Origin of the sequence: Rhodanobacter sp. LX-99, assembly GCF_018599185.1 — a bacterium.
Lineage (GTDB): Bacteria > Pseudomonadota > Gammaproteobacteria > Xanthomonadales > Rhodanobacteraceae > Rhodanobacter.
The window spans coordinates 1,950,463-1,969,623 of record NZ_JAHFVL010000001.1; the positions used below are offsets into that span (position 1 = coordinate 1,950,463).

The window sequence follows — 19,161 nt, forward strand, 5'->3', positions numbered from 1 at the left end:
TTCTTCAGACTATTTGTGCCCGCCACGTCGCTTTGCGTAATCGTCGTGAAGGAACCCTGCCACGGGATAGCAGTCCGGCGGTTCGCTGTTGGCGAGCGTGATGATGGTTTCACCGGTACGCGGATAGGTGCGCACATCGGCGCACACACCAGACCCCGAGCCACCGTGGCCCCAGCGAAACTCCCACGCCGGCACTCCCGGGCCATAGCCGGTTGCAAAGAAGCCCAGACCCATGAACAAGCGATAGGTCTGGGTTGCCTGCGCGAATAGCGCGGGTGGAATCAGCTGGCCGGACTGCAAGGCTTGAACGAAGCGGTACATGTCGCCAGCGGTGGATGCCTCGCCGCCAGCCGGAAACCCCGGCAGGGTTTCGCAGTGGAACACCCGCTTGCCGTCGACGATGGAATAACCCACGGCCAGATCGGGAGCCGTTGTTACGCAGTCGATAGATCCGGTGTGCGTCATGCCGGCCGGTTCGAAGATGTGGCGACGCAGGTAGGCCGAGTAGTCCTCGCCGGAAACGACTTCCACCATGCGGCCCAGAACGACGAAGCCGAAATTGCTGTAGACAAGCTTCGAGCCGGGCGTGAAAGCAGGCGGCTGCTTGCTTTCCAGCGCGACCATGTCGGCAACGCTGTGCACGTGCGCGCGATTGGTCGCATTCTCGTTGTCCAGCAGCGGGACATCCCCCGCGCCGCTGGTATGCGTCAGCAACTGGCGGACAGTGACCGTGTCGGCAAAGCGGCGATTCGGATAGTCCTTCAGCACGTCGCCTACGAGGGTATCCAGCGAAAGCTTGCCTGCCGCAATTTGCTGCCACACCGCCACGCTGGTGAACATCTTGCCGGCCGAGGCGAGGTTGAAGCGCGTATCCACCGTGTTCGGATCGTCGCCCTTGGCGTCACGCTTTCCGTAGGCCTTCTCGAACAAAACATGCCCATTCCTGGCGACCAGCACGACACCCGAGAACTTGCCTTCAGTCGTCAGTCCGGAGGCAAACCTGTCGAGCCTCGCGAATGTAGGGTCCTTGGAATCAGTGGGGCCCATATAGGACTGGGCGAAAGTCGATGTCGAGAGAGCCGCAAGGAAAAAGACGGCAAGACGGCGAACCAAGCGGAATGAGGCTGATCGAAAGGCAGCGTAGCGTGGTGCTATACGTCTCACGTCATCCCTCCTGAAGGGAAAAGCCGGCACAGGGACTCATTGCGGCCATTCGTAATGGCCACGGGCGGATCGGATGCGGGCAAGCTGTCGGTCAGGTCTGTGGTGGCGCGGGGATCATCGAGGAAAATCGGACGGCGGTCGCCAGGGTTCCGTCCTCGTCGACCACCAGGTACACCGTTTCTGCACCGTGTTGGCGTTTGACGAGATAGGTGTCTTGGCCGAACTTGCTGACGCCCTTGAATGTGTAGGACTCGACCGGTCCGATCTCAGCGAGATACTTCTCTCTCGACGCCTTCTGTTGGTTTCGTACCCAAGCGAGGTCATTGCTCATGCCGGCGCCACCGTCGGGATCGCTGAGGAACAGTTGCAATGCCTTCTCGCTGCCCGGGAATGGCTTCTGCGCTTTGATACGCGTTGCTAGTGCAGCATTGATCCGGTCGGCGGTGGCCTTGTCGGTGCGCGGACGATCAAGAAATTCGCGTCCGTCCTTGTTTTGGGTGGCGACCAGACGCGAGGCATACCCATGGGCGTCCGTGACGAAGTGCATGGTGGCATCCATGCCCTTAATGGCGAACCGTGTCTTGCTGAGAGGGACGAGGTGATATGGCTTCGGCGCTGCCATCTGCCCGCTGACGCTAACAGTAAGACCGTTGTCGGCACGTGTCACGGTAATGGCCGAAATGGGGCTGACCAGGTAATAACCCGTGTAGCGGTCAAGCGTGGCACTGCTCAGCACGACCGCGGCATGAGCGCCCTGATGGCTGGTATCGGGCGGTATGACTTGCGTAGCAAAGACCGCCATGCCCAGCGAAATGCATATCAGTGCCACCGCCGAAGCTTTTGCCCATTTGTTCGGCTTGCGCAGCATGTGCCGGATCCGCAGCTCAAGGAACGATGCGGAATCGGACATAGCCGGTACCACCCCGATGCGGCTCGATTGGCGCTGGCCCACCTGGATCAGTGTTTCGCAGTACGTGCCGAGATCATGCCCGCCGCGCAGAACGCGGGCATCGCAATCTACCTCAATGGCCCGACGCAGGCGGCAGAACTGCCACCAAAGCAGCGGATTCCAGGGCATCAGCATCAGCAGCACCAAAGCGAGCGCGACGAGCTGCGGATCGCGTGTAGCTATATGCGCGCGCTCATGGGCAATCGTGCATTGCTTCTGTTCGTCGCTGACCTGCAGCAACCACGCAGGCACGACGATGCGCGAGTGCATCAGGCCGACGACAGCTGGCCCTGCGTCGGGCGCGATAAGGACACGCTCGCCGCACAGGCTTCCTTCGCTCCAGCCACGCTTGCGCCGATCCAACAGTACGGAGCCGAGGGCCAGGATCAGCGCCATCAATACCGAGGCCGCCACCCAGATGCCGCGCATTAGCGTATCGATACGGTCGGATGTCGCGTATGACTGTGTGCCCTCAAAGTCGAGCAGCACCGGCGGCATCGGTATCGATGTCGTCTCGCGTAGGACGATCGACGTCGACGCGGTACTGGACTTGAGGGCGTCGGGTAGTTGGATCGACGCGGACGCAATCACCGTCGGCAGCATCAGCGAGCCAGCCAGCGATAGGACCCATACCCACCGCGTTGCAGCCAGGCGGACCTTTGCCGCACGTTCGGCTACAAGCGCCGCCACACTCAGCGTGAGCGTGACCAGAACGACATACATCATCCAGGCAATCATCACGGCTTCTCTTTGTCGGAGCGTTCGGCCAGCAGTTGCCGCATGCGGCGTATCTGCTCGGGGCTGAGCTTCTGGTCCGACACCATGTGTGAAAAGAGCAGCTCAGCCGAGCCTTTGAACAGCTTGTCGGTTAGGTGCTGCACAGCATTCTTGCGCGCGGCCTGCTGCTTGACGCTGGCGAAGTACCGATGCCCGCGCCCCTCTTCCTCGTGCCCTACATAGCCCTTGCCTTCGAGCGTGCGCAGCACAGTGAGCACCGTCGTATAGGCGAGCCTGTCGCTCAATCGTCCGCGGACTTCGGCGACCAGCGAGGGTCCGTGATCCCATAGCACCTGCATGACATCGGCTTCGCGATCGGTGAGGGAAATCTTCATGGCGTCCGCCCATTCCGCATCTACTATAGGTGTAGTAGATACTCGGGACTTTTCGACATGTAAACTATAGATATAGTTGATCGATAGTCTGTTACGCGAAGCGACATGGCGTTGTCGACGAGCTCGGGTCGGGCTCCGCCACTGAGAGCGACCATGCGGTGACCATGTGCGACGGCGAGTTGATCCCAATCCCCAAGCGCACGCATCCGAACGGTCAGGGAAGATCGGCGACGGTCATTCGTCCAGCACACCGCCGTTGCTCTCGATCACCTGCGCATACAGCTTCGCGCTGGCCTTGGGCGTGCGCTGCTGGGTGGCGAAGTCGACGTGGTACAGGCCGAAGCGCTTGGAGAAGCCCAGCGACCACTCCAGGTTGTCCAGCAGCGACCACGCGTAGTAGCCCTTCAGATTCACGCCCGCCGCGATCGCCTCGTGCAGCGCCTTGAGGTGCCTGCGCAGGTAGTTCGTGCGCAGCGGGTCGTCGAGCACGCCGTTTTCGGCCACCGGCGGGTCGTAGAACGCCGAACCGTTTTCGGTGATGAACAGCGGGATGTCGCCGTAGCGCTGCTTGAACCAGGTCAGCGTGTCGGTCAGGCCCTGCTCGAACACTTCCCAGCCGGTCTCGGTGTGGGTCTTGTTCGGCTGGCGCACCGGGACCGCCTGCAACGGATACGCGTTCGCGTCGTGCTTCACCACCGCGCGGGTGTAGTAGTTGATGCCCACGAAATCGACCGGCTGGTTCGTCAGCCTGAAATCGTCGGCCGGGAAATCCGGCCATGCCTCGCCGAAGATCTCCTTCAGCTCGGGCGGGTAGCTGCCCAGCAGGGCCGGGTCGGCGAACTGCTGGTTCATGTAGGCATGCGCGCGGCGGGTGGCGGCGAGGTCTTCGGCGCTGTCCGAGTGCGGGTACTTCGGCTCGATGTTGAACACCACGCCGATCTCGTGCCGGCCGTGCGCGCGATACGCCTGGATGCCGGCGCCGCTGGTGCGCATCAGGTTGTGCGCGGCGATCGGCGCCTCGAACTTGTTGCGGTGGCCCGGCGCCAGCGCGCCGTGCAGGTAGCCGCCGTCGGTGACTACCCAGGGTTCGTTGAGGGTGGACCAGCGCGGCACGCGGTCGTCCAGCGCCTTGAACATCACTTCGGCGTACTCGGCGAACCAGTGCGCGATGTCGCGGTTGAGCCAGCCGCCGCGGTCGTCCAGCGCCGCCGGCAAGTCCCAGTGGAACAGCGTGGCGTTCGGCGCGATGCCGTTTTCCAGTAGTTCGTCGACCAGCCGCGAATAGAAATCCAGCCCCTTCGGATTGACCCGGCCGGTGCCCTCCGGCAGCACCCGCGCCCAGTTGATGCTGAAGCGGTAGCCCTTGAGGCCCAGCGCCTTCATCAGCTGCACGTCGCCCTTGTAGCGGCGGTAGTGGTCGCAGGCGACGTCGCCGGTATCGCCGTTGACCATCATTCCCGGCGTATGCGCGAAGCGCTGCCAGATGCTGGGGCCGGCGCCGTCGGCCAGCGGCGAGCCCTCGATCTGATAGGCCGAAGTGGCCGCACCCCAATGGAAGCCGTCGGGAAAGCGGAAGCTGGGGCGGGTCATGGAGGTTCCTGCAGCCAAAGTGCTTGATGTAAACGATTACATCGGCAGAATAGCCGAATGTTTCGTCGATGTGCAGACAAGTGCATGCTTCGGCGATGACGGCCGTCGTGGCCAACCCCCGGAGAATTCATGGCTGCCGTGCGTCTGGACCAGTTGCGCAAGGTTTATCCGAACGGCCACGTCGGGGTGGCCGACGCCAGCTTCGAGATCGCCGACGGCGAGCTGCTGGTGCTGGTGGGGCCGTCCGGCTGCGGCAAGACCACCTTGCTGCGCATGATCGCCGGGCTGGAGTCGATCAGCGGCGGCACGCTGAGCATCGACGGCCGCGTGGTCAACGAGGTGGCGCCGAAGGATCGCGACATCGCGATGGTGTTCCAGAACTACGCGCTGTACCCGCACATGACGGTGGCCGAGAACCTCGGCTTCGGCCTGAAGCTGCGCGGCCACAGGCAGGCCGACATCGACCGGCGCGTGGCGGCGGCGGCGAAGACGCTGGAACTGGAGGCGCGGCTGGCCTCGCGTCCGGCCGCGCTGTCCGGCGGCCAGCGCCAGCGCGTGGCGCTGGGCCGGGCGCTGGTGCGCGACCCCAAGGTGTTCCTGCTGGACGAGCCGCTATCCAACCTGGACGCCAAGCTGCGCCTGTCGATGCGGGTGGAGATCGCGCGGCTGCACCGCCAGCTCAAGGCCACCATGATCTACGTCACCCACGACCAGATCGAGGCGATGACTTTGGGCCGGCGCATCGTGGTGCTGGACGGCGGGGTGATCCAGCAGATCGACACGCCGATGAACCTGTACGAAAAGCCCGCCAACCTGTTCGTGGCCGGCTTCGTCGGCAGCCCGGCGATGAACCAGCTGCACGGCACGCTCAGGCTGGCCGATGGCTGGAAGCTGGCCACTGCGCACGGCGACATCGCGCTGGGCGAGCCGGCGCAGGCACGGGCGTGGCAGCCGTGGCGCGACCGCGAAGTGGTGCTGGGCATCCGCCCGGAGGACCTGCAGCCGCAGGATGCCGCTGTCGCCGCGCTCAGTGCGCAGCTGGAGGTCATCGAGCCCGTCGGCAACGAGATCTTCCTGAACCTGCGCCACGGCGACCAGGCACTGGTTTCGCGCGTGGCGCCGCGGGCCCTGCCCGAGCCGGGCAGCACGCTGGCGCTGGGCCTGGCGGCAGAGCGGCTGCACCTGTTCGATGCCGCCAGCGGGGCGCGGATCGGCGCCTGAGCGCGGGCAGCGCTGGGCGGGGCGAGGCATTACACTAACCCTCTCCCGCGTACGGTAGCTATCCATCCATGGCCCGCATCATCGCTGTCGCCAACCAGAAAGGCGGCGTCGGCAAGACCACCACTGCCGTCAATCTCGCCGCTGCGCTGGCCGCCGCGAAGCGCAAGGTATTGCTGGTCGACCTGGATCCGCAGGGCAACGCCACGATGGCCTCGGGCGTCAACAAGCGCGACATCAAGGCGAGCGGCTGCGAAGTGCTGCTGGAAGAAGTGGAGATCGCCGCGGCGATCGTGCCCACCGACGCGCACTACGACCTGCTGCCGGGCAACGGCGACCTCACCGCGGCCGAGCTGAAGCTGATGGACGCGTTGGCGCGCGAGCACCGGCTGAAGGAAGTGCTGGCGAAGATCGCGCCGAACTACCACACCATCCTGATCGACTGCCCGCCGTCGCTGAACCTGCTCACGCTGAACGCGCTGACCGCCGCCGATGGCGTGCTGATCCCGGTGCAGTGCGAATATTTCGCGCTGGAAGGCCTGTCCAGCCTGCTCGACACGGTCAAGGCAGTGCGCCACCGGCTGAACCCCGCGCTGGAGATCGAGGGCCTGCTGCGCACCATGTACGACGTGCGCAACAACCTCGGCAACGAGGTCTCGGCCCAGCTCACCCAGCATTTCGGCGACAAGGTGCTGCGCTCGATCATCCCGCGCAACGTGCGCCTGGCCGAGGCGCCCAGCCACGGCCAGCCGATCCATCTGTACGATCGCAGCTCACGCGGCGCGATCGCCTATATCGGCCTGGCCGGCGAGGTGATCCGGCGCGAGCGCGGGCTGCCGCGCAGCGGGCCGGTCGATCCGGTCGACGACATCGAACCGCCCGCGCCCGCGCACGGCGACAGCGGCCCGACGCTCAAGGCGCCGGCCGCCAACCATCAGGAATAAGGCATGGCTGCTGCGAAAAAACGTGGATTGGGACGCGGGCTGGACGCCCTGCTCGGCGGCGACGGCGACGCCGCGCCGTCGGTACTGACCCAGGAAGGCGAGCTGCGCATCTTGCCGATCCAGCAGATCCAGCCCGGCAAGTACCAGCCGCGGCGGCACTGGAACGACGAGGCGCTGGACGAGCTGGCCGCGTCGATCAAGGCGCAGGGCCTGATCCAGCCGGTGGTGGTGCGCGAGATCGGCAGGAACAGCTACGAGCTGATCGCCGGCGAACGCCGCTGGCGGGCGGCGCAGCGGGCCCAGCTGAGCGAACTGCCGGCGCTGGTGAAAAGCGTGCCGGAGGCGGCGGTGCCGGCGATGGCGCTGATCGAGAACATCCAGCGCCAGGACCTCACCCCGCTGGAAGAAGCCGACGCGCTGAAGCGGCTGATCGACGACTTCGACCTCACCCACCAGCAGGCCGCCGATGCGGTCGGCCGTTCGCGCGCGTCGGTGTCGAACATGCTGCGGCTCACCGAGATGCCGGAGTCGATCAAGCGCCTGCTCGACGACGGCAAGCTGGAAATGGGCCACGCCCGCTGCCTGCTCACCCTGGACGAATCCATCGCCGTGCCGCTGGCGCGCCAGGCTTCGACCCTGGGCTGGTCGGTGCGCGAGTTGGAAGAAGCCGCGCGCCGCGCGCAGACCGCGCCGAAAGGCAAGGCCAAGCACGCATCCGCGCGCGACCCGAACATCACCGCGCTGGAGCGCGAACTGGCCGAACGCCTGGCCACCCGGGTCGAACTGGCCCAGGGTCGCGGCGGCCACGGCAAGCTGGTGATCCACTACCACAGCAACGACGAGCTGGAAGGCATCCTCGGCAAGATCCGCTGACGCATGCTTTGCTCCCTCCCCTGCTTTGCAGGGGAGGCCCCTGCACGCAGGAGGGAGCAGTCTGCGCTTTGGCATTAAACTGCCCCGTTGCTGCGTCAGGCGCAGCGCCCGTTCCCGCTGAAAGGCCTGCCCCATGCCGCAACTCTCCGTCGTCGTCCCCGTCTTCAACGAGCGCGACAACATCCCGCCGCTGCTGGCCGAGATCGCCGCCGCCCTGCGCGGCCGGGTCGACTACGAAGTGATCTACGTCGACGACGATTCCAGCGACGACAGCCGCGCCGTGCTCGCTGCGCAGAAGGCGCTGCACCCGGAGCTGCGCGTGCTGCACCACGTCACCCGCAGCGGCCAGAGCACCGCGGTGTGGAACGGCGTGCGCGCGGCCGCGTCGCCATGGATCGCCACGCTGGACGGCGACGGCCAGAACGATCCGGCCGACATCCCGAAGCTGCTCGCCGCGCGCGACGCGGCATCGGCCGACATGCGGCTGTTCGCCGGTTGGCGCACCACCCGCCGCGACAGCTTCAACAAGCGCATTTCCTCGAAGATCGCCAATGCGGTGCGCTCGCGCATGCTGCGTGACGCCACCCCGGACACCGGCTGCGGCCTGAAGCTGTTCGAGCGCGAGGTGTTCCTGCGCCTGCCCTACTTCGACCACATGCACCGCTACCTGCCGGCGCTGGTCAAGCGCGCCGGCTTCGCCAGCCAGAGCGTGCCGGTGGGCCATCGCCCGCGCACCGCCGGCGTGTCCAAGTACGGCATGCTGGATCGGCTGTGGGTCGGCCTGGCCGACCTGCGCGGCGTGGCGTGGCTGATGCGTCGCGGCAAGGTCACCCGGGTCGAGGAACTCTGACCCGGATCACGCTGCGCTGGTCCGGCAGTCGTATGCTGGAGGTCTTTCTTTCGGGAGACCGTCCATGAGCATCGCCGTCAAACGTGTGTACGAACCGGCCGCGAAAGCCGACGGCTATCGCGTGCTGATCGACCGGTTGTGGCCGCGCGGGCTGAAGAAGGAGGCGGTGCCGCTGGACCTGTGGGCGAAGGAACTGGCGCCGTCGACCGCCCTGCGCAAGTGGTTCGGGCATGACCCCGCGCTGTGGGACGGTTTCCGCCACCGCTACGCCAGCGAGCTGGATGCGCTGGCCGAGCACTGGCAGCCGCTGGCCGAACGGGCCGCGCGGCACCACGTCACCCTGCTCTACGGCGCGCGCGACGAAGAGCACAACAACGCGGTGGCGATGAAGGCGTACCTGGAAAACTGGCTGCGCACGCACGGTCCGCGTTGAGGCCGAGGCGCGGCGCGACTCAGGCCTCGCGCTGCGGCGTACCGGCGCGCGGCCAGTTCGCCAGCGCCGCGCGCGCCTGCACGCGGCCCAGTTCGATCAGTTCGCGCGCGCGGTAGAACTCGTAGGCGAGAGCCATGTTGTGCGGCAGCTGGATCAGCAGGTCCGGCGCGTACGCGGCCAAGCGCAGGCGCGACAGATTCGCCTGCATCAGGTCCATCGACTGCGCCAGCAGCTCGAACGTGCCCGGCTCGCGCGGGCGGGTTTCACCGCGCGGGATCATCCGGCCGATGAACTCGCCGATGCGGTGGCGATAGCCGTTTTCCGCGGCCGTGGGCTGGATCGGCGGTTCCGGCGGCGTGGCTGTCATCGCCGGGCCGTCCACGCTGACCGCGATCAGGTAGTCCGCGGCTTCGCGGATCAGCGGCGTCACCGGCAGCGGATTGAGCAGGGCGCCATCGACCAGCCGGCGGCCGTCGACGAGGTGCGGGCGGAACACGGTGGGGATCGCGATCGACGCGCGGATCGCATCGAACAGGCCGCCGCGGCTCAGCCAGACTTCGCGGCCGCGATCGATGTCGGTGGCGACCGCGGTGAAGGTCAGCGGCAGCTCCTCGATCTGCACGTCGCCGATCAGCCCGCGCATGGTCTCGATGATCTTCTCGCCCTTGATCAGGCCGCCGCCGGTGAACGTCCAGTCGACCAGCCTGAGCACGTCGAGCTTGGCCAGCGCGCAGACCCAGTCGCGATACACGTCGAGCTTGCCCGCCGCATGGATGCCGCCGATCAGCGCACCCATCGAAGCGCCCGCGATCGCCACGATCCGGAAACCCTGCGCCTCGATTTCCTCGATCACGCCGATGTGCGCCAGCCCCTTCGCGCCGCCGGCACCGAGCGCCAGCGCCACGGTCGGCCGGTGCGGCACGGGCGCCGGGACGGCAGTGGCGACCTCGGTGGCGTTCATCGCTCAGCCCTGCGCCGGCTGGTAACCGCCGAGCGCCAGCTGCAGCAGGATCTTCATTTCCTCGCGCAGCGACAGCGGCGCCACGACTTCCGCGTCCGGGCCGTACTTCAGCACGTCCATCAGCAGTTCCTTCGAATTGGAGTAGGGCAGCTTCAGCTCGTAGCGGCCGTCCGGCAGCCACTCGCCCTTCTGCTGCGAGTGCCAGTGTTCGTCGGCGACCCAGCGCGCGGCATGCGACGAGAAGCGGATCGTCGCCCATGCCTTCGGCTTGCCGGCGAAGATGCCGTAGCTGGAGGCGAGCAGCTCGTTGAGGTCGGCATCGGCCACGTCGGTGGCGGGCGTGTCCAGCGCCTGCGCGTCGGCGATGCGGTCGACCGCGAAGCTGCGCAGCGCGTGGCGGTCGTGGTCCCACACGTCGAGGTACCAGTTGTCGCGGTAGTGGGTCAGCCGCTGCGGCGACACCGTGCGGCGGCTGTCCGCGTTGGTGGTGCGCGCGCGGTAGCGGAAGCGCAGCTGCCTGCGCTCCAGCACCGCGCCGGCGACGATGCGGAACACCTGCTGGTCGAGCTTGCGTTCGCCCCACGCGACCACGCGGATGCGCTCGATCGGCAGTGCCTTGCCGCTGTCCTGGTGCGACAGCAGGCCTTCGATGCGCGCCTTGAACGGCGCCAGCGCGCCGGCCAGCACGCCGGGGCCGGAGCGGCTGATCAGTTCGTTCAGCGCCAGCAATGCGGCCAGTTCGTCGGAGGTCAGCCACAGCCCGGGCAATTCGAACTTCTCGCCCTCGCCCACTTCGTAGCGGAACGCGGCCTGGTCGGTGCCGGCGCTTTCGATCGGCGCGCCCAGCGCATCGCGCAGGAAGGCCACGTCGCGGTACAGCGTGGCGCGCGAGCACTCCAGTTCGCCGAGCAGGCGCGACAGCGGAATCGGATAGTGCGCCGACTTCAGCAGCCGGTGCAGGGTCAGTATGCGTTCGTAGCGATCCATGGGGTCGTCGGCATATCGTGGGGAAGAGGCGTTGTGTAGCATGGCGGCGGCCTGTGGCGGCCGCAAGTCGCCGCGGCATCGCCGTCGCCTCCCATCGGACGCCTCATGCCCCTTCTCCGCGAACTGCACTTGGACGCCATGCCTGACGCCACCGTGGTCGATGTACGCCCGTCGGGCTATGCGGAGATCCTGCTGCGGGTGCTGGCGATCAGCGGCTACGGTCTGTGGATCTGGCTCGGCATGGGCTTGGCGCTGGGGATGGAGCGGATCGGCCGCTGCGACATGCGCATGCCGCTGATACTCGGCACCGCGCTGGTCGGGGCGGGCCTGCTGCTGGTTCGCCTGCGCCTGCCGGCGGCGTCGGACTGGTACGGCTGGCCGCCGGGCCGCAGCCGCTGGGCGTCGCGGGCGGCCCTGATGGCGCTGGTGACCTTCCTGCCGGTGCTGCTGGTGATCATCCTGGGCGACGGCCACGGGCACACCCCGGCGATGCGCCTGGCCGGCGTGGCGCTGATGCTGTGCAGCCTGGTCAGCCTGGTCTATACCGCCTACCGCTATCGCAGCCGGCTGTCGCCCGGCCTGCAGCGGGTGTCGTCGTCGCTGCCGGTGAGCCGGCTGGTCACCGCCTGGTACGGCGGCGGACTGTGGTTGTGGCTGTGCATGATGGTGCAGGGCGGGCTGGAGCCGCCGCAGCGCGCGTATCCGTGGATACTGTTGCTGCTGGCGCTGGCCCTGCTGCTGGGGCTGCTCGAAGGCATGCGCTGGCAATCCCTGGGCGTGCCGCATGGCGCGGGCAGCGAAACGGAGGTGCACGACGTGCCGCCGGCGCGCTTCGTGGCGGCGACCTTCATCTACGTGCTGCCGTGCGCCGCCTTGCTGCTGACCGAACGCTTCGGCGGCGGCCTGCTGGCCGCCGCGGTGGCGGTGCCCAGCTGCCTGCTGGGCAAGATGCTGGAGCAGCACGTCTACGAAACGGCGCTGGCAGGCGAGTTGCCGGCAGTCGGGTGAAGACTCGCGCGAATGGCTTTGCAGCGCCGTTCATTGCAAGTTCAAGCCGTCCCGTTAAGGTAGCTGTCTTACTATTGTTTAACAAATGGACCGTCCCCTGATGAAAAAGACCTTGATCGCCGGCCTGCTGCTGGCCGCCTTCGCGAGTTTCGCCGTCCAGGCCCAGGATGCCGACGCCAACCCGGCCAACAACGGCGGCTGGACCGGTTCGGGCGAATTCGGTTTTGCTTCGGCCACCGGCAACTCGCGTTCGGAGAACGTCAACGCCAAGCTCGGCCTGAGCCAGGAAAACGAGCAGTGGAAGAACAACTTCTTCATCGACGCGCTGCGCTCGAAGAGCCAGCAGACCGTGGTCGATGCCGCCGGCAACACCATCGAGCAGTTCAACACCACCGCGAACCGCTATGACGGCGGCGCCTCGGTCGGCCTCAAGCTCGATCCGCGCAGCTACATCGTCGGTGCCGCCCGTTACGAGCACGACGACTTCGGCGCGAACCTGTGGCAGGGCATCGTCTCGCTCGGTTACGGCTACATCGCGCTCAAGGACGGGCGCAACGAGCTGTCGTTCGAAATCGGTCCCGGTTACAAGCGCTACCGCCCGGCCGACGTCGACACGGTGGTCGACGGCGTGGTGGTACACCAGCAGCAGCCGACCGAGAGCGAAATGGTTGCCCGCGGCCTGGCCAACTACAAGTACAAGCTCACCGAGAACACCGCGTTCGAGGACACGCTGCTGATGGAAGCGGGTTCGAAGAACACCTACCTGCAGAACGACGCGGGCGTGGCGGTCAGCATGACCAGGAAGCTGGCGCTGAAGGTCGGCTTCCAGGTGCGCCACAACAGCGACGTGCTGCCGGGCACCAAGAAGACCGACACGCTGACCACCACCAACCTGGTCTACAGCTTCTAAGCCGGTATTTCCGAAACGCAGCCATGCCGGCCCTTCCGCGCGAGCGGGAGGGCCGTTTGCGTCATGCGATGCCTCAGAGTCCGAGCAGGCTGCCGGCGCCCTGCGCCAGCAGCGCCGCCGCCACCTTCCGGCCCAGCGCGATCGCCTGGTCGCTGGGGGCGCCGGCTTCGGCATGCAGCAGCCGGCCGCTGGCCGCGTCGCCGACCATGCCGCGCAGGTGCAGGCCGTGTTCGCCGAGCATGCACCAGGCGCCGATCGGTACCGTGCAGCTGCCGCCCAGGGCCTGGTTCATCGCGCGCTCGGCGCTCACGGTGAGCCGGGTGTCGGCATCGTCCAGCGCGGCCAGCAAGGCCAGCACGCCGGCCTGGCCTTCGCGCGCCTCGATCGCGATCGCTGCCTGGCCCGGCGCCGGCAGCCAGTCCGGTGCGGCCAGCCGCGAGCGGATGCGCGCGGCGAGGTCGAGGCGTTCCAGCCCGGCACAGGCCAGCACGATCGCGTCGTAGTCGCCGGCGTCGAGCTTGCCCAGCCGGGTGCCGACGTTGCCGCGCAGGTCGAGCAACACCAGATCCGGCCGCAACGCGCGCAACTGCGCCTGCCGCCGCAACGACGAGGTGCCGACGCGCGCGCCGCGGGGCAGCGCGGCGAGGTCGGCGTAATCATTGCTGACGAACGCGTCGGCGGCGTCCGCGCGCGGCAGGATCGCCGGCAGCGCGAAGCCCGGCTCCAGCTGCGCCGGCACGTCCTTCAGCGAATGCACGGCGAGGTCGGCGCGGCCTTCCAGCATCGCCACCTCCAGCTCCTTCAGGAACAGCCCCTTGCCGCCGATCGTGGCCAGCGGCTGGTCCAGGATCTCGTCGCCGCGGGTGCTCATCGGCACCAGCTCCACCGTCAGCCCCGGGTGCGTCGCGCGCAGCAGCGCGGCGACATGCTCGGCCTGCCACAGCGCGAGCGCGCTCTTGCGGGTGGCGATACGCAGGGTGGAAGGATTCATCAGGGCTCCGCATGGTTCGGCAAGACCGTATTGTCGCGTAGTTTCCGCGCGGCGGCGCAACGGCATGTTGGCGCAGGGCGCCGGCAAAGCCGCTACGATGGCGGCAAACCACGGGAGCAGATCATGCAAAGCGGCAATCCGGCGCTCAACAAGAACACCTTCCTCGACGCTTCCAGCGGTGCGGTATTCACGCGCGGCGACGAGGCGATGACGATCAACGGCACGGTGAACAAGACCGGCCTGTTGCTGATCCTGGTGCTGGTCGGCGCGATGGTCAGCTGGAGCCGGTTCAGTGGCCCGGACAGCCTGCCGGCGATGCTGCCGCTGGTGCTCGGCGGCGCCATCGGCGGCCTGGTGCTGGCCCTGGCCACCGTGTTCAAGAAGACCTGGGCGCCGATCACCGCACCGCTGTACGCGGTGGTGGAAGGCGTCTTCATCGGTGCGCTGTCGGCGATCTTCGAGATGCGCTATCCCGGCATCGTGATGCAGGCGGTGGGGCTGACCTTCGGCACCATGGCGGCGATGCTGCTGGCCTATCGCAGCGGGCTGATCCGCGCCACCGAGAAGTTCAAGCTCGGCATCGTCGCCGCCACCGGCGGCATCATGCTGCTGTACCTGGCCAACTTCGCGATGGGCTTCTTCGGCCACTCGATGGGTTTCATCAGCGGCAGCAGCGGCGTCGGCATCGCGTTCAGCGCGGTGGTGGTGGTGATCGCGGCGCTCAACCTGATCCTCGACTTCGACCTGATCGAAACCGGCGCCCAGCAGGGCGCGCCGAAGTACATGGAGTGGTACGGCGCCTTCGCGCTGGTGGTCACCCTGGTCTGGCTGTACCTGGAGCTGCTGCGCCTGCTGTCGAAGCTGCAGTCGCGCAACTGAACTGAAAGGGCGAGAAGAAAGGCGCGGGTGGCCGCGCCTTTCTTCTGTCGGTTGCTCAGGCCTGCGCCGCCGGCCCGGGCTCCGCCAGCCGCAGCTCATCCGACGGCTTGCCGCCGTGGCGGTCGGCGGCCAGCAGCAGGTAGAACGCCGGCACCACGAACAGGGTGAACACGGTGCCGATCGCCAGGCCGGTGGAAATCACCAGGCCCATGTTGAAGCGGCCCGCCGCGCCGGCGCCGGAGGCGATCACCAGCGGCAGCACGCCCAGCACCATCGCCGCGGTGGTCATCAGGATCGGCCGCAGGCGCACCGCGGCGGCATGTTCGATCGCCTCGCGCTTGGACATGCCGGCGAGCTGCGAGTGGTTGGCGAACTGCACGATCAGGATGCCGTGCTTGCTGATCAGGCCCATCAGGGTCACCAGGCCGACCTCGGTGTAGATGTTGAGGCTGGTGAACAGGTTGACGAAGATCAGCGCGCCGAACAGCGCCAGCGGCACCGAGACCAGGATCACGATCGGATCGCGCAGGCTGTTGAACTGCGCGGCTAGGGCCAGGAACACGATGATCACGGCGAACAGCAAGGTCGCGCCGAAGCCGCCGGACTCCTGGGTGAACTGGCGCGACTGGCCGGCGTAGTCGACGTTGTAGCCGGTCGGTGCCACCTGTTTCACCAGATCGCGCAGGTAGGCCAGCGCATCGCCCTGCGACATCCCGCTGACGCCGGAGATCGTGGCCGAGTTCAACTGCTGGAAGCGGTTCAGCGACTGCGGCACCACCTGCCGGGTGATTTTGGCTACGGTCGAGGCCGGGATCACCGAGCCGTCCGGCACGCGGATGTAGTAGTCCAGCACCTGGTTAGGGTTGAGCCGGTCGGCCTGCAACACCTGCGGGATCACCTTGTACGAGCGGCCGGAGATCGAGAAGTAATTGACGTAGCCGCCTCCCAGCGCCGAGCCGAGCGCGGCGCCCACGTCCTGCTGGGTCAGCCCGAGCGTGGTGATCATGTCGCGGTCGAGGCTGACCGTGCTCTGCGGCTTGTCGACCTTGAGGTCGGAGTCGACGAAGTAGAACTTGCCGCTGGCCTGCGCCTTCTGCAGCACCTGGGAGGCCACCTCGTTGAGGTTCTCGAACGGCTCGGTGGTGGTGATCACCACCTGGATCGGCAGGCCCGACGCGCCGGGCAGCGGCGGGAACTGGAACGCGGCCACCCGGCCGCCGGCGATGCCGTTCCACTTCTCCTGCAGGACCTGCTGCAATTCATGCGCGCTGCGGTGACGCTGGTCCCACGGCTTGAACAGCACGCCGCCGATGCCCTGGTTGATGGTGGGCACGCCGGTCAGCTGGAACATCTGCTCGTATTCCGGCAACTGCCTGGACAGGTCGAACATCTGCGTCGCGTAGACATTCATCTGCTGCGCCGTCGTGTTCGGCGCCCCCACGATCTGGCCGACCACGATGCCCTGGTCTTCCTCCGGGGCCAGCTCGGACTGCGCCGTCATGCCAAGCGCGATGGTGGCCAGCAGCAGCAGCGCGCTCATCGCGATGACTACCGACTTGGTCGACAACGTGTGGTGCAGCACGCGCTGGTAACCGTGGTGCACGCGGTCGAACTGGCGGTCGATGAACTGCACGAAACGGCCGCCCTCCTGCTCGCTGCGGAAGAACTTCGAGGCCATCATCGGCGACAGCGTCAACGCGATCACCGCCGACACCGTCACCGCGCCGGCCAGGGTGAAGGCGAATTCGCTGAACAGCGCGCCGGTCAGCCCCTTCTGGAAACCGATCGGCACATACACCGCGATCAGCACCACGGTCATCGCCAGGATCGGGCCGCCCAGCTCGCGCGCGGCGAGCAAGGCGGCCTGCAGAGGCGTCTTGCCCTCTTCCTTCATGTGCCGGTCGACGTTCTCCACCACGATGATCGCGTCGTCCACCACCAGGCCGATCGCCAGCACCAGCGCCAGCAGGGTCAGCAGGTTGATCGAGTACCCCAGCGCCAGCATCACGAAGAAGGTGCCGATCAGGGACAGCGGCATCGCGATCACCGGGATGATCACCGCACGCAGGCTGCCGAGGAACAGGAAGATCACCAGGGTGACGATCAGCAGCGCCTCGGCCAGGGTCTTGACCACCTCGTTGATCGAGCTGTTCACGAACTCCGTGCCGTCGTAGACGATCTGCCCGGTCAGGCCGCCGGGAAGCTGGCTCTGGATCTCCGGGAACGCCTCGCGCACGCGCTTGGCCACGTCCAGCACGTTCGCGTCGGGCGCGACCTTGATGCCGATGAACACCGACCGCTTGCCGCTGAAGGCCACGTTGAAGTCGTAATCTTCCGAGCCCAGCGAGACGGTGGCCACGTCCTGCAGGCGCACGATCGCACCGTTGACCTGCTTGATCGCCAGCTGCTTGAACTCGTCGACCGAATGCAGGTTGCTGTCGGCGGTCAGGTCGACCGTCACCGCCTGGCCCTTGCTGGAGCCGACCGCGGCCAGATAGTTGTTGGAGGCCAGCGCGGCGTTCACGTCGGTGGCGGTGATGCCGTGCGCCGCCATCTTGGCCGGGTCGAGCCAGGCGCGCAGGGCGAACTGGCGCGCGCCGAGCAGCTCGGCGGTCTGCACGCCGTCGATCGAATCGAGCTTGGGCTTGACCACCCGCGCCAGGTAGTCGGTGATGTTGTTAGTGGGCAGCACGTCGCTGTAGAAGCCCATGTACATCGCGTCGACGGTCTCGCCGGTCTGCACGTTGAGCACCGGCTGCTGCGCCTGCGGCGGCAGCTGGTTCTTCACCGAATTCACCTGGGTGGTGATCTCGGTCAGTGCGCGGTTGGCGTCGTAGTTCAGGTGCAGGGTCGCGGTGATGGTGGACACGCCCTGCACGCTGCTGGAGGACAGGTAGTCGATGCCCTGCGCCTGCGAGATCGCCTGCTCCAGCGGCTGGGTGATGAAGCCGGCCATGGTCTGCGCATCGGCGCCGTAGTAGGCGGTGCTGACGGTGACCGTGGCGTTCTCGGTCTTCGGGTACTGGCGCACGCTCAGGCTGCTGACGGCGCGCACGCCGAGCACCAGGATCAGCAGGCTGACGACCACCGCCAGCACCGGCTTGTTGATGAACAGGTCGGTGAATTTCATGGCGTTCGCTCAGTGCTCCTGCGGCGCGGGATCGGCGCTGTCGGCCGGCTTCACGCTGTTGTCGATGGCGATCGGCGCGTCGTTCTTCAGCTTGATCTGGCCGCTGGTCACGACCACGGTGCCGGGCTCGATGCCCTTGAGGATCGCCACCTGGTCGCCACGGGTCTCGCCGACGGTGACGAAGGTCTGCTTCACCGTGGGCGGCTCCTTGCCCTTGGACGGCTGCACCACGTACACGGTGTCGCCATACGGGTTGTAGACGATCGCCGCCTGCGGCAGCGTCAGCCTGGGCTGCTCGCTGCCGACGTCGACGCTGACCTTGGCGAACATGCCCGGGGTGAGCGCCTTGTCGTGGTTGGGCACGGTCGCCTCGACCTGCACGTTGCGCGTGCCCAGATCGACCTTGGGGCTGATCGCGCTGAGCTTGCCGGTGAAACTGCGGCTGGCATACGCATCCAGCTTCAGGTTCACCGCCTGGCCCACCTGCAGGCGACCCAGTTCGCTCTGCGGCACGTAGAAATCGACGAACAGGGGATCGAGCTGCTGCACCGTCACCACCGTGGTGCCGGCGCTGAGGTAGTCGCCGGGGCTGGTGGTGATGATGCCGGCGCGGCCGGCAAACGGCGCGCGCAGCTGCTTCTTGGCCACCACCACTTTCTGCTGTGCCACCGCGGCCTGCCGGCCCTTGAGATCGGCGGCGGCGGTGTCGTAATCGGCCTTGCTGATCGCCTGCGCCGCAAGCTGCTTGCGCGCCCGCTCGAAGGTGAGCTGGGACAGCTGGGCCGCGGCCTCCAGTTGTTGCAGCTGGGCCACGTCGTCGCCGTCGCGCAGTTGCACCAGCACCTGGCCCTGCTTCACGTCCTGGCCGGATTTCAGGTTCACCCCGGTGACCAGGCCGGCCACGTCCATCGCCAGGTCGGCGCCGTTGGCCGCACGCAGGGTGCCGACGGCACTCAGCGCGGGTTGCCATGGCTGTGCGCGGGCGGTGGTGGTGCTGACCGTGAACGGCGCCGGCTTCGGCATATTGTGGATCATGCGCATGACCAGCAGCACCTTGATGCCGGCGATCAGCGCGATCAGCAGCAGCACGCCAACGATCATCCAGATCATGCGCTTGGTGGTGCTGGGCTTCTTGTCGACGCGCGTGGGCATGCGCGAACTC

Annotated in this window: 17 protein-coding genes; 8 read left to right on the forward strand and 9 right to left on the reverse strand. The window is 67.0% G+C overall.

From position 1 onward, the window contains the following. Positions 1-9: 9 nt before the first annotated feature. From KK131_RS08990 to KK131_RS09005, 4 genes are all read right to left on the reverse strand, one after another. Positions 10-1,047 (reverse strand): serine hydrolase domain-containing protein, encoded by a 1,038-nt coding sequence (locus KK131_RS08990; protein WP_214556312.1) that lies wholly within the window; start codon positions 1,045-1,047, stop codon positions 10-12. 208 nt (positions 1,048-1,255) lie between these two features. Next, positions 1,256-2,851 carry a M56 family metallopeptidase gene (locus tag KK131_RS08995; RefSeq protein WP_214556313.1) on the reverse strand — a complete coding sequence of 532 codons (1,596 nt, stop codon included), beginning with the start codon at positions 2,849-2,851 and terminating at the stop codon, positions 1,256-1,258. Next, on the reverse strand, positions 2,851-3,225 hold the full coding sequence (locus tag KK131_RS09000) for a BlaI/MecI/CopY family transcriptional regulator (RefSeq protein WP_214556314.1): 375 nt from the start codon (positions 3,223-3,225) through the stop codon (positions 2,851-2,853). Before KK131_RS09000 ends, KK131_RS08995 begins: the two co-directional genes overlap by 1 nt. 234 nt (positions 3,226-3,459) lie before the next feature. Then, positions 3,460-4,815 (reverse strand): GH1 family beta-glucosidase, encoded by a 1,356-nt coding sequence (locus KK131_RS09005; RefSeq protein WP_214556315.1) that lies wholly within the window; start codon positions 4,813-4,815, stop codon positions 3,460-3,462. A 129-nt stretch (positions 4,816-4,944) separates the two neighbouring features. On the opposite strand from KK131_RS09005, the gene ugpC reads away from it, so the two are divergent. From ugpC to KK131_RS09030, 5 genes are all read left to right on the forward strand, one after another. Next, positions 4,945-6,036 carry a sn-glycerol-3-phosphate ABC transporter ATP-binding protein UgpC gene (ugpC, locus tag KK131_RS09010; protein WP_214556316.1) on the forward strand — a complete coding sequence of 364 codons (1,092 nt, stop codon included), beginning with the start codon at positions 4,945-4,947 and terminating at the stop codon, positions 6,034-6,036. Between the two features lie 68 nt (positions 6,037-6,104). Then, positions 6,105-6,977 carry a ParA family protein gene (locus KK131_RS09015; protein WP_214556317.1) on the forward strand — a complete coding sequence of 291 codons (873 nt, stop codon included), beginning with the start codon at positions 6,105-6,107 and terminating at the stop codon, positions 6,975-6,977. Between the two features lie 3 nt (positions 6,978-6,980). Continuing rightward, entirely contained in the window at positions 6,981-7,850 is an 870-nt protein-coding gene (locus tag KK131_RS09020; RefSeq protein WP_214556318.1) for a ParB/RepB/Spo0J family partition protein, read from the forward strand. Positions 7,851-7,983: 133 nt separating this feature from the next. Then, positions 7,984-8,700 (forward strand): glycosyltransferase family 2 protein, encoded by a 717-nt coding sequence (locus tag KK131_RS09025; RefSeq protein ID WP_214556319.1) that lies wholly within the window; start codon positions 7,984-7,986, stop codon positions 8,698-8,700. A gap of 64 nt (positions 8,701-8,764) precedes the next feature. Continuing rightward, positions 8,765-9,133, forward strand: a complete 369-nt coding sequence (locus KK131_RS09030; protein ID WP_214556320.1) for a DUF488 domain-containing protein — start codon at positions 8,765-8,767, stop codon at positions 9,131-9,133. A 19-nt stretch (positions 9,134-9,152) separates the two neighbouring features. On the opposite strand, the gene KK131_RS09035 is transcribed toward KK131_RS09030, so the two are convergent. Continuing rightward, on the reverse strand, positions 9,153-10,094 hold the full coding sequence (locus KK131_RS09035; RefSeq protein WP_214556321.1) for a patatin-like phospholipase family protein: 942 nt from the start codon (positions 10,092-10,094) through the stop codon (positions 9,153-9,155). A 3-nt stretch (positions 10,095-10,097) separates the two neighbouring features. Continuing rightward, positions 10,098-11,081: a YafY family protein gene (locus KK131_RS09040; RefSeq protein WP_214556322.1), complete on the reverse strand. Its 984-nt coding sequence runs from the start codon at positions 11,079-11,081 to the stop codon at positions 10,098-10,100. A 105-nt stretch (positions 11,082-11,186) separates the two neighbouring features. On the opposite strand from KK131_RS09040, the gene KK131_RS09045 reads away from it, so the two are divergent. Together KK131_RS09045 and KK131_RS09050 are read left to right on the forward strand one after the other, a co-directional pair. Continuing rightward, the gene (locus KK131_RS09045; RefSeq protein ID WP_250887434.1) at positions 11,187-12,089 is read left to right on the forward strand and encodes a hypothetical protein; all 903 of its coding nucleotides are present in this window, start codon (positions 11,187-11,189) and stop codon (positions 12,087-12,089) included. 100 nt (positions 12,090-12,189) lie between these two features. Next, positions 12,190-12,999 carry a DUF481 domain-containing protein gene (locus KK131_RS09050; RefSeq protein ID WP_214556323.1) on the forward strand — a complete coding sequence of 270 codons (810 nt, stop codon included), beginning with the start codon at positions 12,190-12,192 and terminating at the stop codon, positions 12,997-12,999. A gap of 73 nt (positions 13,000-13,072) precedes the next feature. On the opposite strand, the gene hemC is transcribed toward KK131_RS09050, so the two are convergent. After that, positions 13,073-13,990 carry a hydroxymethylbilane synthase gene (gene hemC / locus KK131_RS09055; RefSeq protein WP_214556324.1) on the reverse strand — a complete coding sequence of 306 codons (918 nt, stop codon included), beginning with the start codon at positions 13,988-13,990 and terminating at the stop codon, positions 13,073-13,075. Between the two features lie 123 nt (positions 13,991-14,113). Between hemC and KK131_RS09060 the strand changes: the two genes are divergently transcribed. Continuing rightward, a complete protein-coding gene (locus tag KK131_RS09060; protein ID WP_214556325.1) occupies positions 14,114-14,869 on the forward strand; it encodes a Bax inhibitor-1/YccA family protein in 756 nt (251 codons plus the stop codon). A gap of 55 nt (positions 14,870-14,924) precedes the next feature. Here KK131_RS09060 and KK131_RS09065 read toward each other — a convergent pair whose 3' ends face one another. Both KK131_RS09065 and KK131_RS09070 read right to left on the reverse strand, forming a co-directional pair. After that, positions 14,925-17,999 (reverse strand): efflux RND transporter permease subunit, encoded by a 3,075-nt coding sequence (locus KK131_RS09065; RefSeq protein ID WP_214556326.1) that lies wholly within the window; start codon positions 17,997-17,999, stop codon positions 14,925-14,927. A 9-nt stretch (positions 18,000-18,008) separates the two neighbouring features. Then, positions 18,009-19,151, reverse strand: coding sequence for an efflux RND transporter periplasmic adaptor subunit (locus KK131_RS09070; RefSeq protein ID WP_214556327.1), 1,143 nt, complete (start codon positions 19,149-19,151; stop codon positions 18,009-18,011). Positions 19,152-19,161 lie beyond the last annotated feature (10 nt).

Coding starts and splice junctions, on each gene's coding strand:
- KK131_RS08990 (WP_214556312.1), bottom strand. CDS start 1,047: ATGGGCCCCACTGATTCCAAGGACCCTACATTCGCGAGGCTCGACAGG.
- KK131_RS08995 (WP_214556313.1), bottom strand. CDS start 2,851: ATGATTGCCTGGATGATGTATGTCGTTCTGGTCACGCTCACGCTGAGT.
- KK131_RS09000 (WP_214556314.1), bottom strand. CDS start 3,225: ATGAAGATTTCCCTCACCGATCGCGAAGCCGATGTCATGCAGGTGCTA.
- KK131_RS09005 (WP_214556315.1), bottom strand. CDS start 4,815: ATGACCCGCCCCAGCTTCCGCTTTCCCGACGGCTTCCATTGGGGTGCG.
- ugpC (WP_214556316.1), top strand. CDS start 4,945: ATGGCTGCCGTGCGTCTGGACCAGTTGCGCAAGGTTTATCCGAACGGC.
- KK131_RS09015 (WP_214556317.1), top strand. CDS start 6,105: ATGGCCCGCATCATCGCTGTCGCCAACCAGAAAGGCGGCGTCGGCAAG.
- KK131_RS09020 (WP_214556318.1), top strand. CDS start 6,981: ATGGCTGCTGCGAAAAAACGTGGATTGGGACGCGGGCTGGACGCCCTG.
- KK131_RS09025 (WP_214556319.1), top strand. CDS start 7,984: ATGCCGCAACTCTCCGTCGTCGTCCCCGTCTTCAACGAGCGCGACAAC.
- KK131_RS09030 (WP_214556320.1), top strand. CDS start 8,765: ATGAGCATCGCCGTCAAACGTGTGTACGAACCGGCCGCGAAAGCCGAC.
- KK131_RS09035 (WP_214556321.1), bottom strand. CDS start 10,094: ATGAACGCCACCGAGGTCGCCACTGCCGTCCCGGCGCCCGTGCCGCAC.
- KK131_RS09040 (WP_214556322.1), bottom strand. CDS start 11,081: ATGGATCGCTACGAACGCATACTGACCCTGCACCGGCTGCTGAAGTCG.
- KK131_RS09045 (WP_250887434.1), top strand. CDS start 11,187: ATGCCCCTTCTCCGCGAACTGCACTTGGACGCCATGCCTGACGCCACC.
- KK131_RS09050 (WP_214556323.1), top strand. CDS start 12,190: ATGAAAAAGACCTTGATCGCCGGCCTGCTGCTGGCCGCCTTCGCGAGT.
- hemC (WP_214556324.1), bottom strand. CDS start 13,990: ATGAATCCTTCCACCCTGCGTATCGCCACCCGCAAGAGCGCGCTCGCG.
- KK131_RS09060 (WP_214556325.1), top strand. CDS start 14,114: ATGCAAAGCGGCAATCCGGCGCTCAACAAGAACACCTTCCTCGACGCT.
- KK131_RS09065 (WP_214556326.1), bottom strand. CDS start 17,999: ATGAAATTCACCGACCTGTTCATCAACAAGCCGGTGCTGGCGGTGGTC.
- KK131_RS09070 (WP_214556327.1), bottom strand. CDS start 19,151: ATGCCCACGCGCGTCGACAAGAAGCCCAGCACCACCAAGCGCATGATC.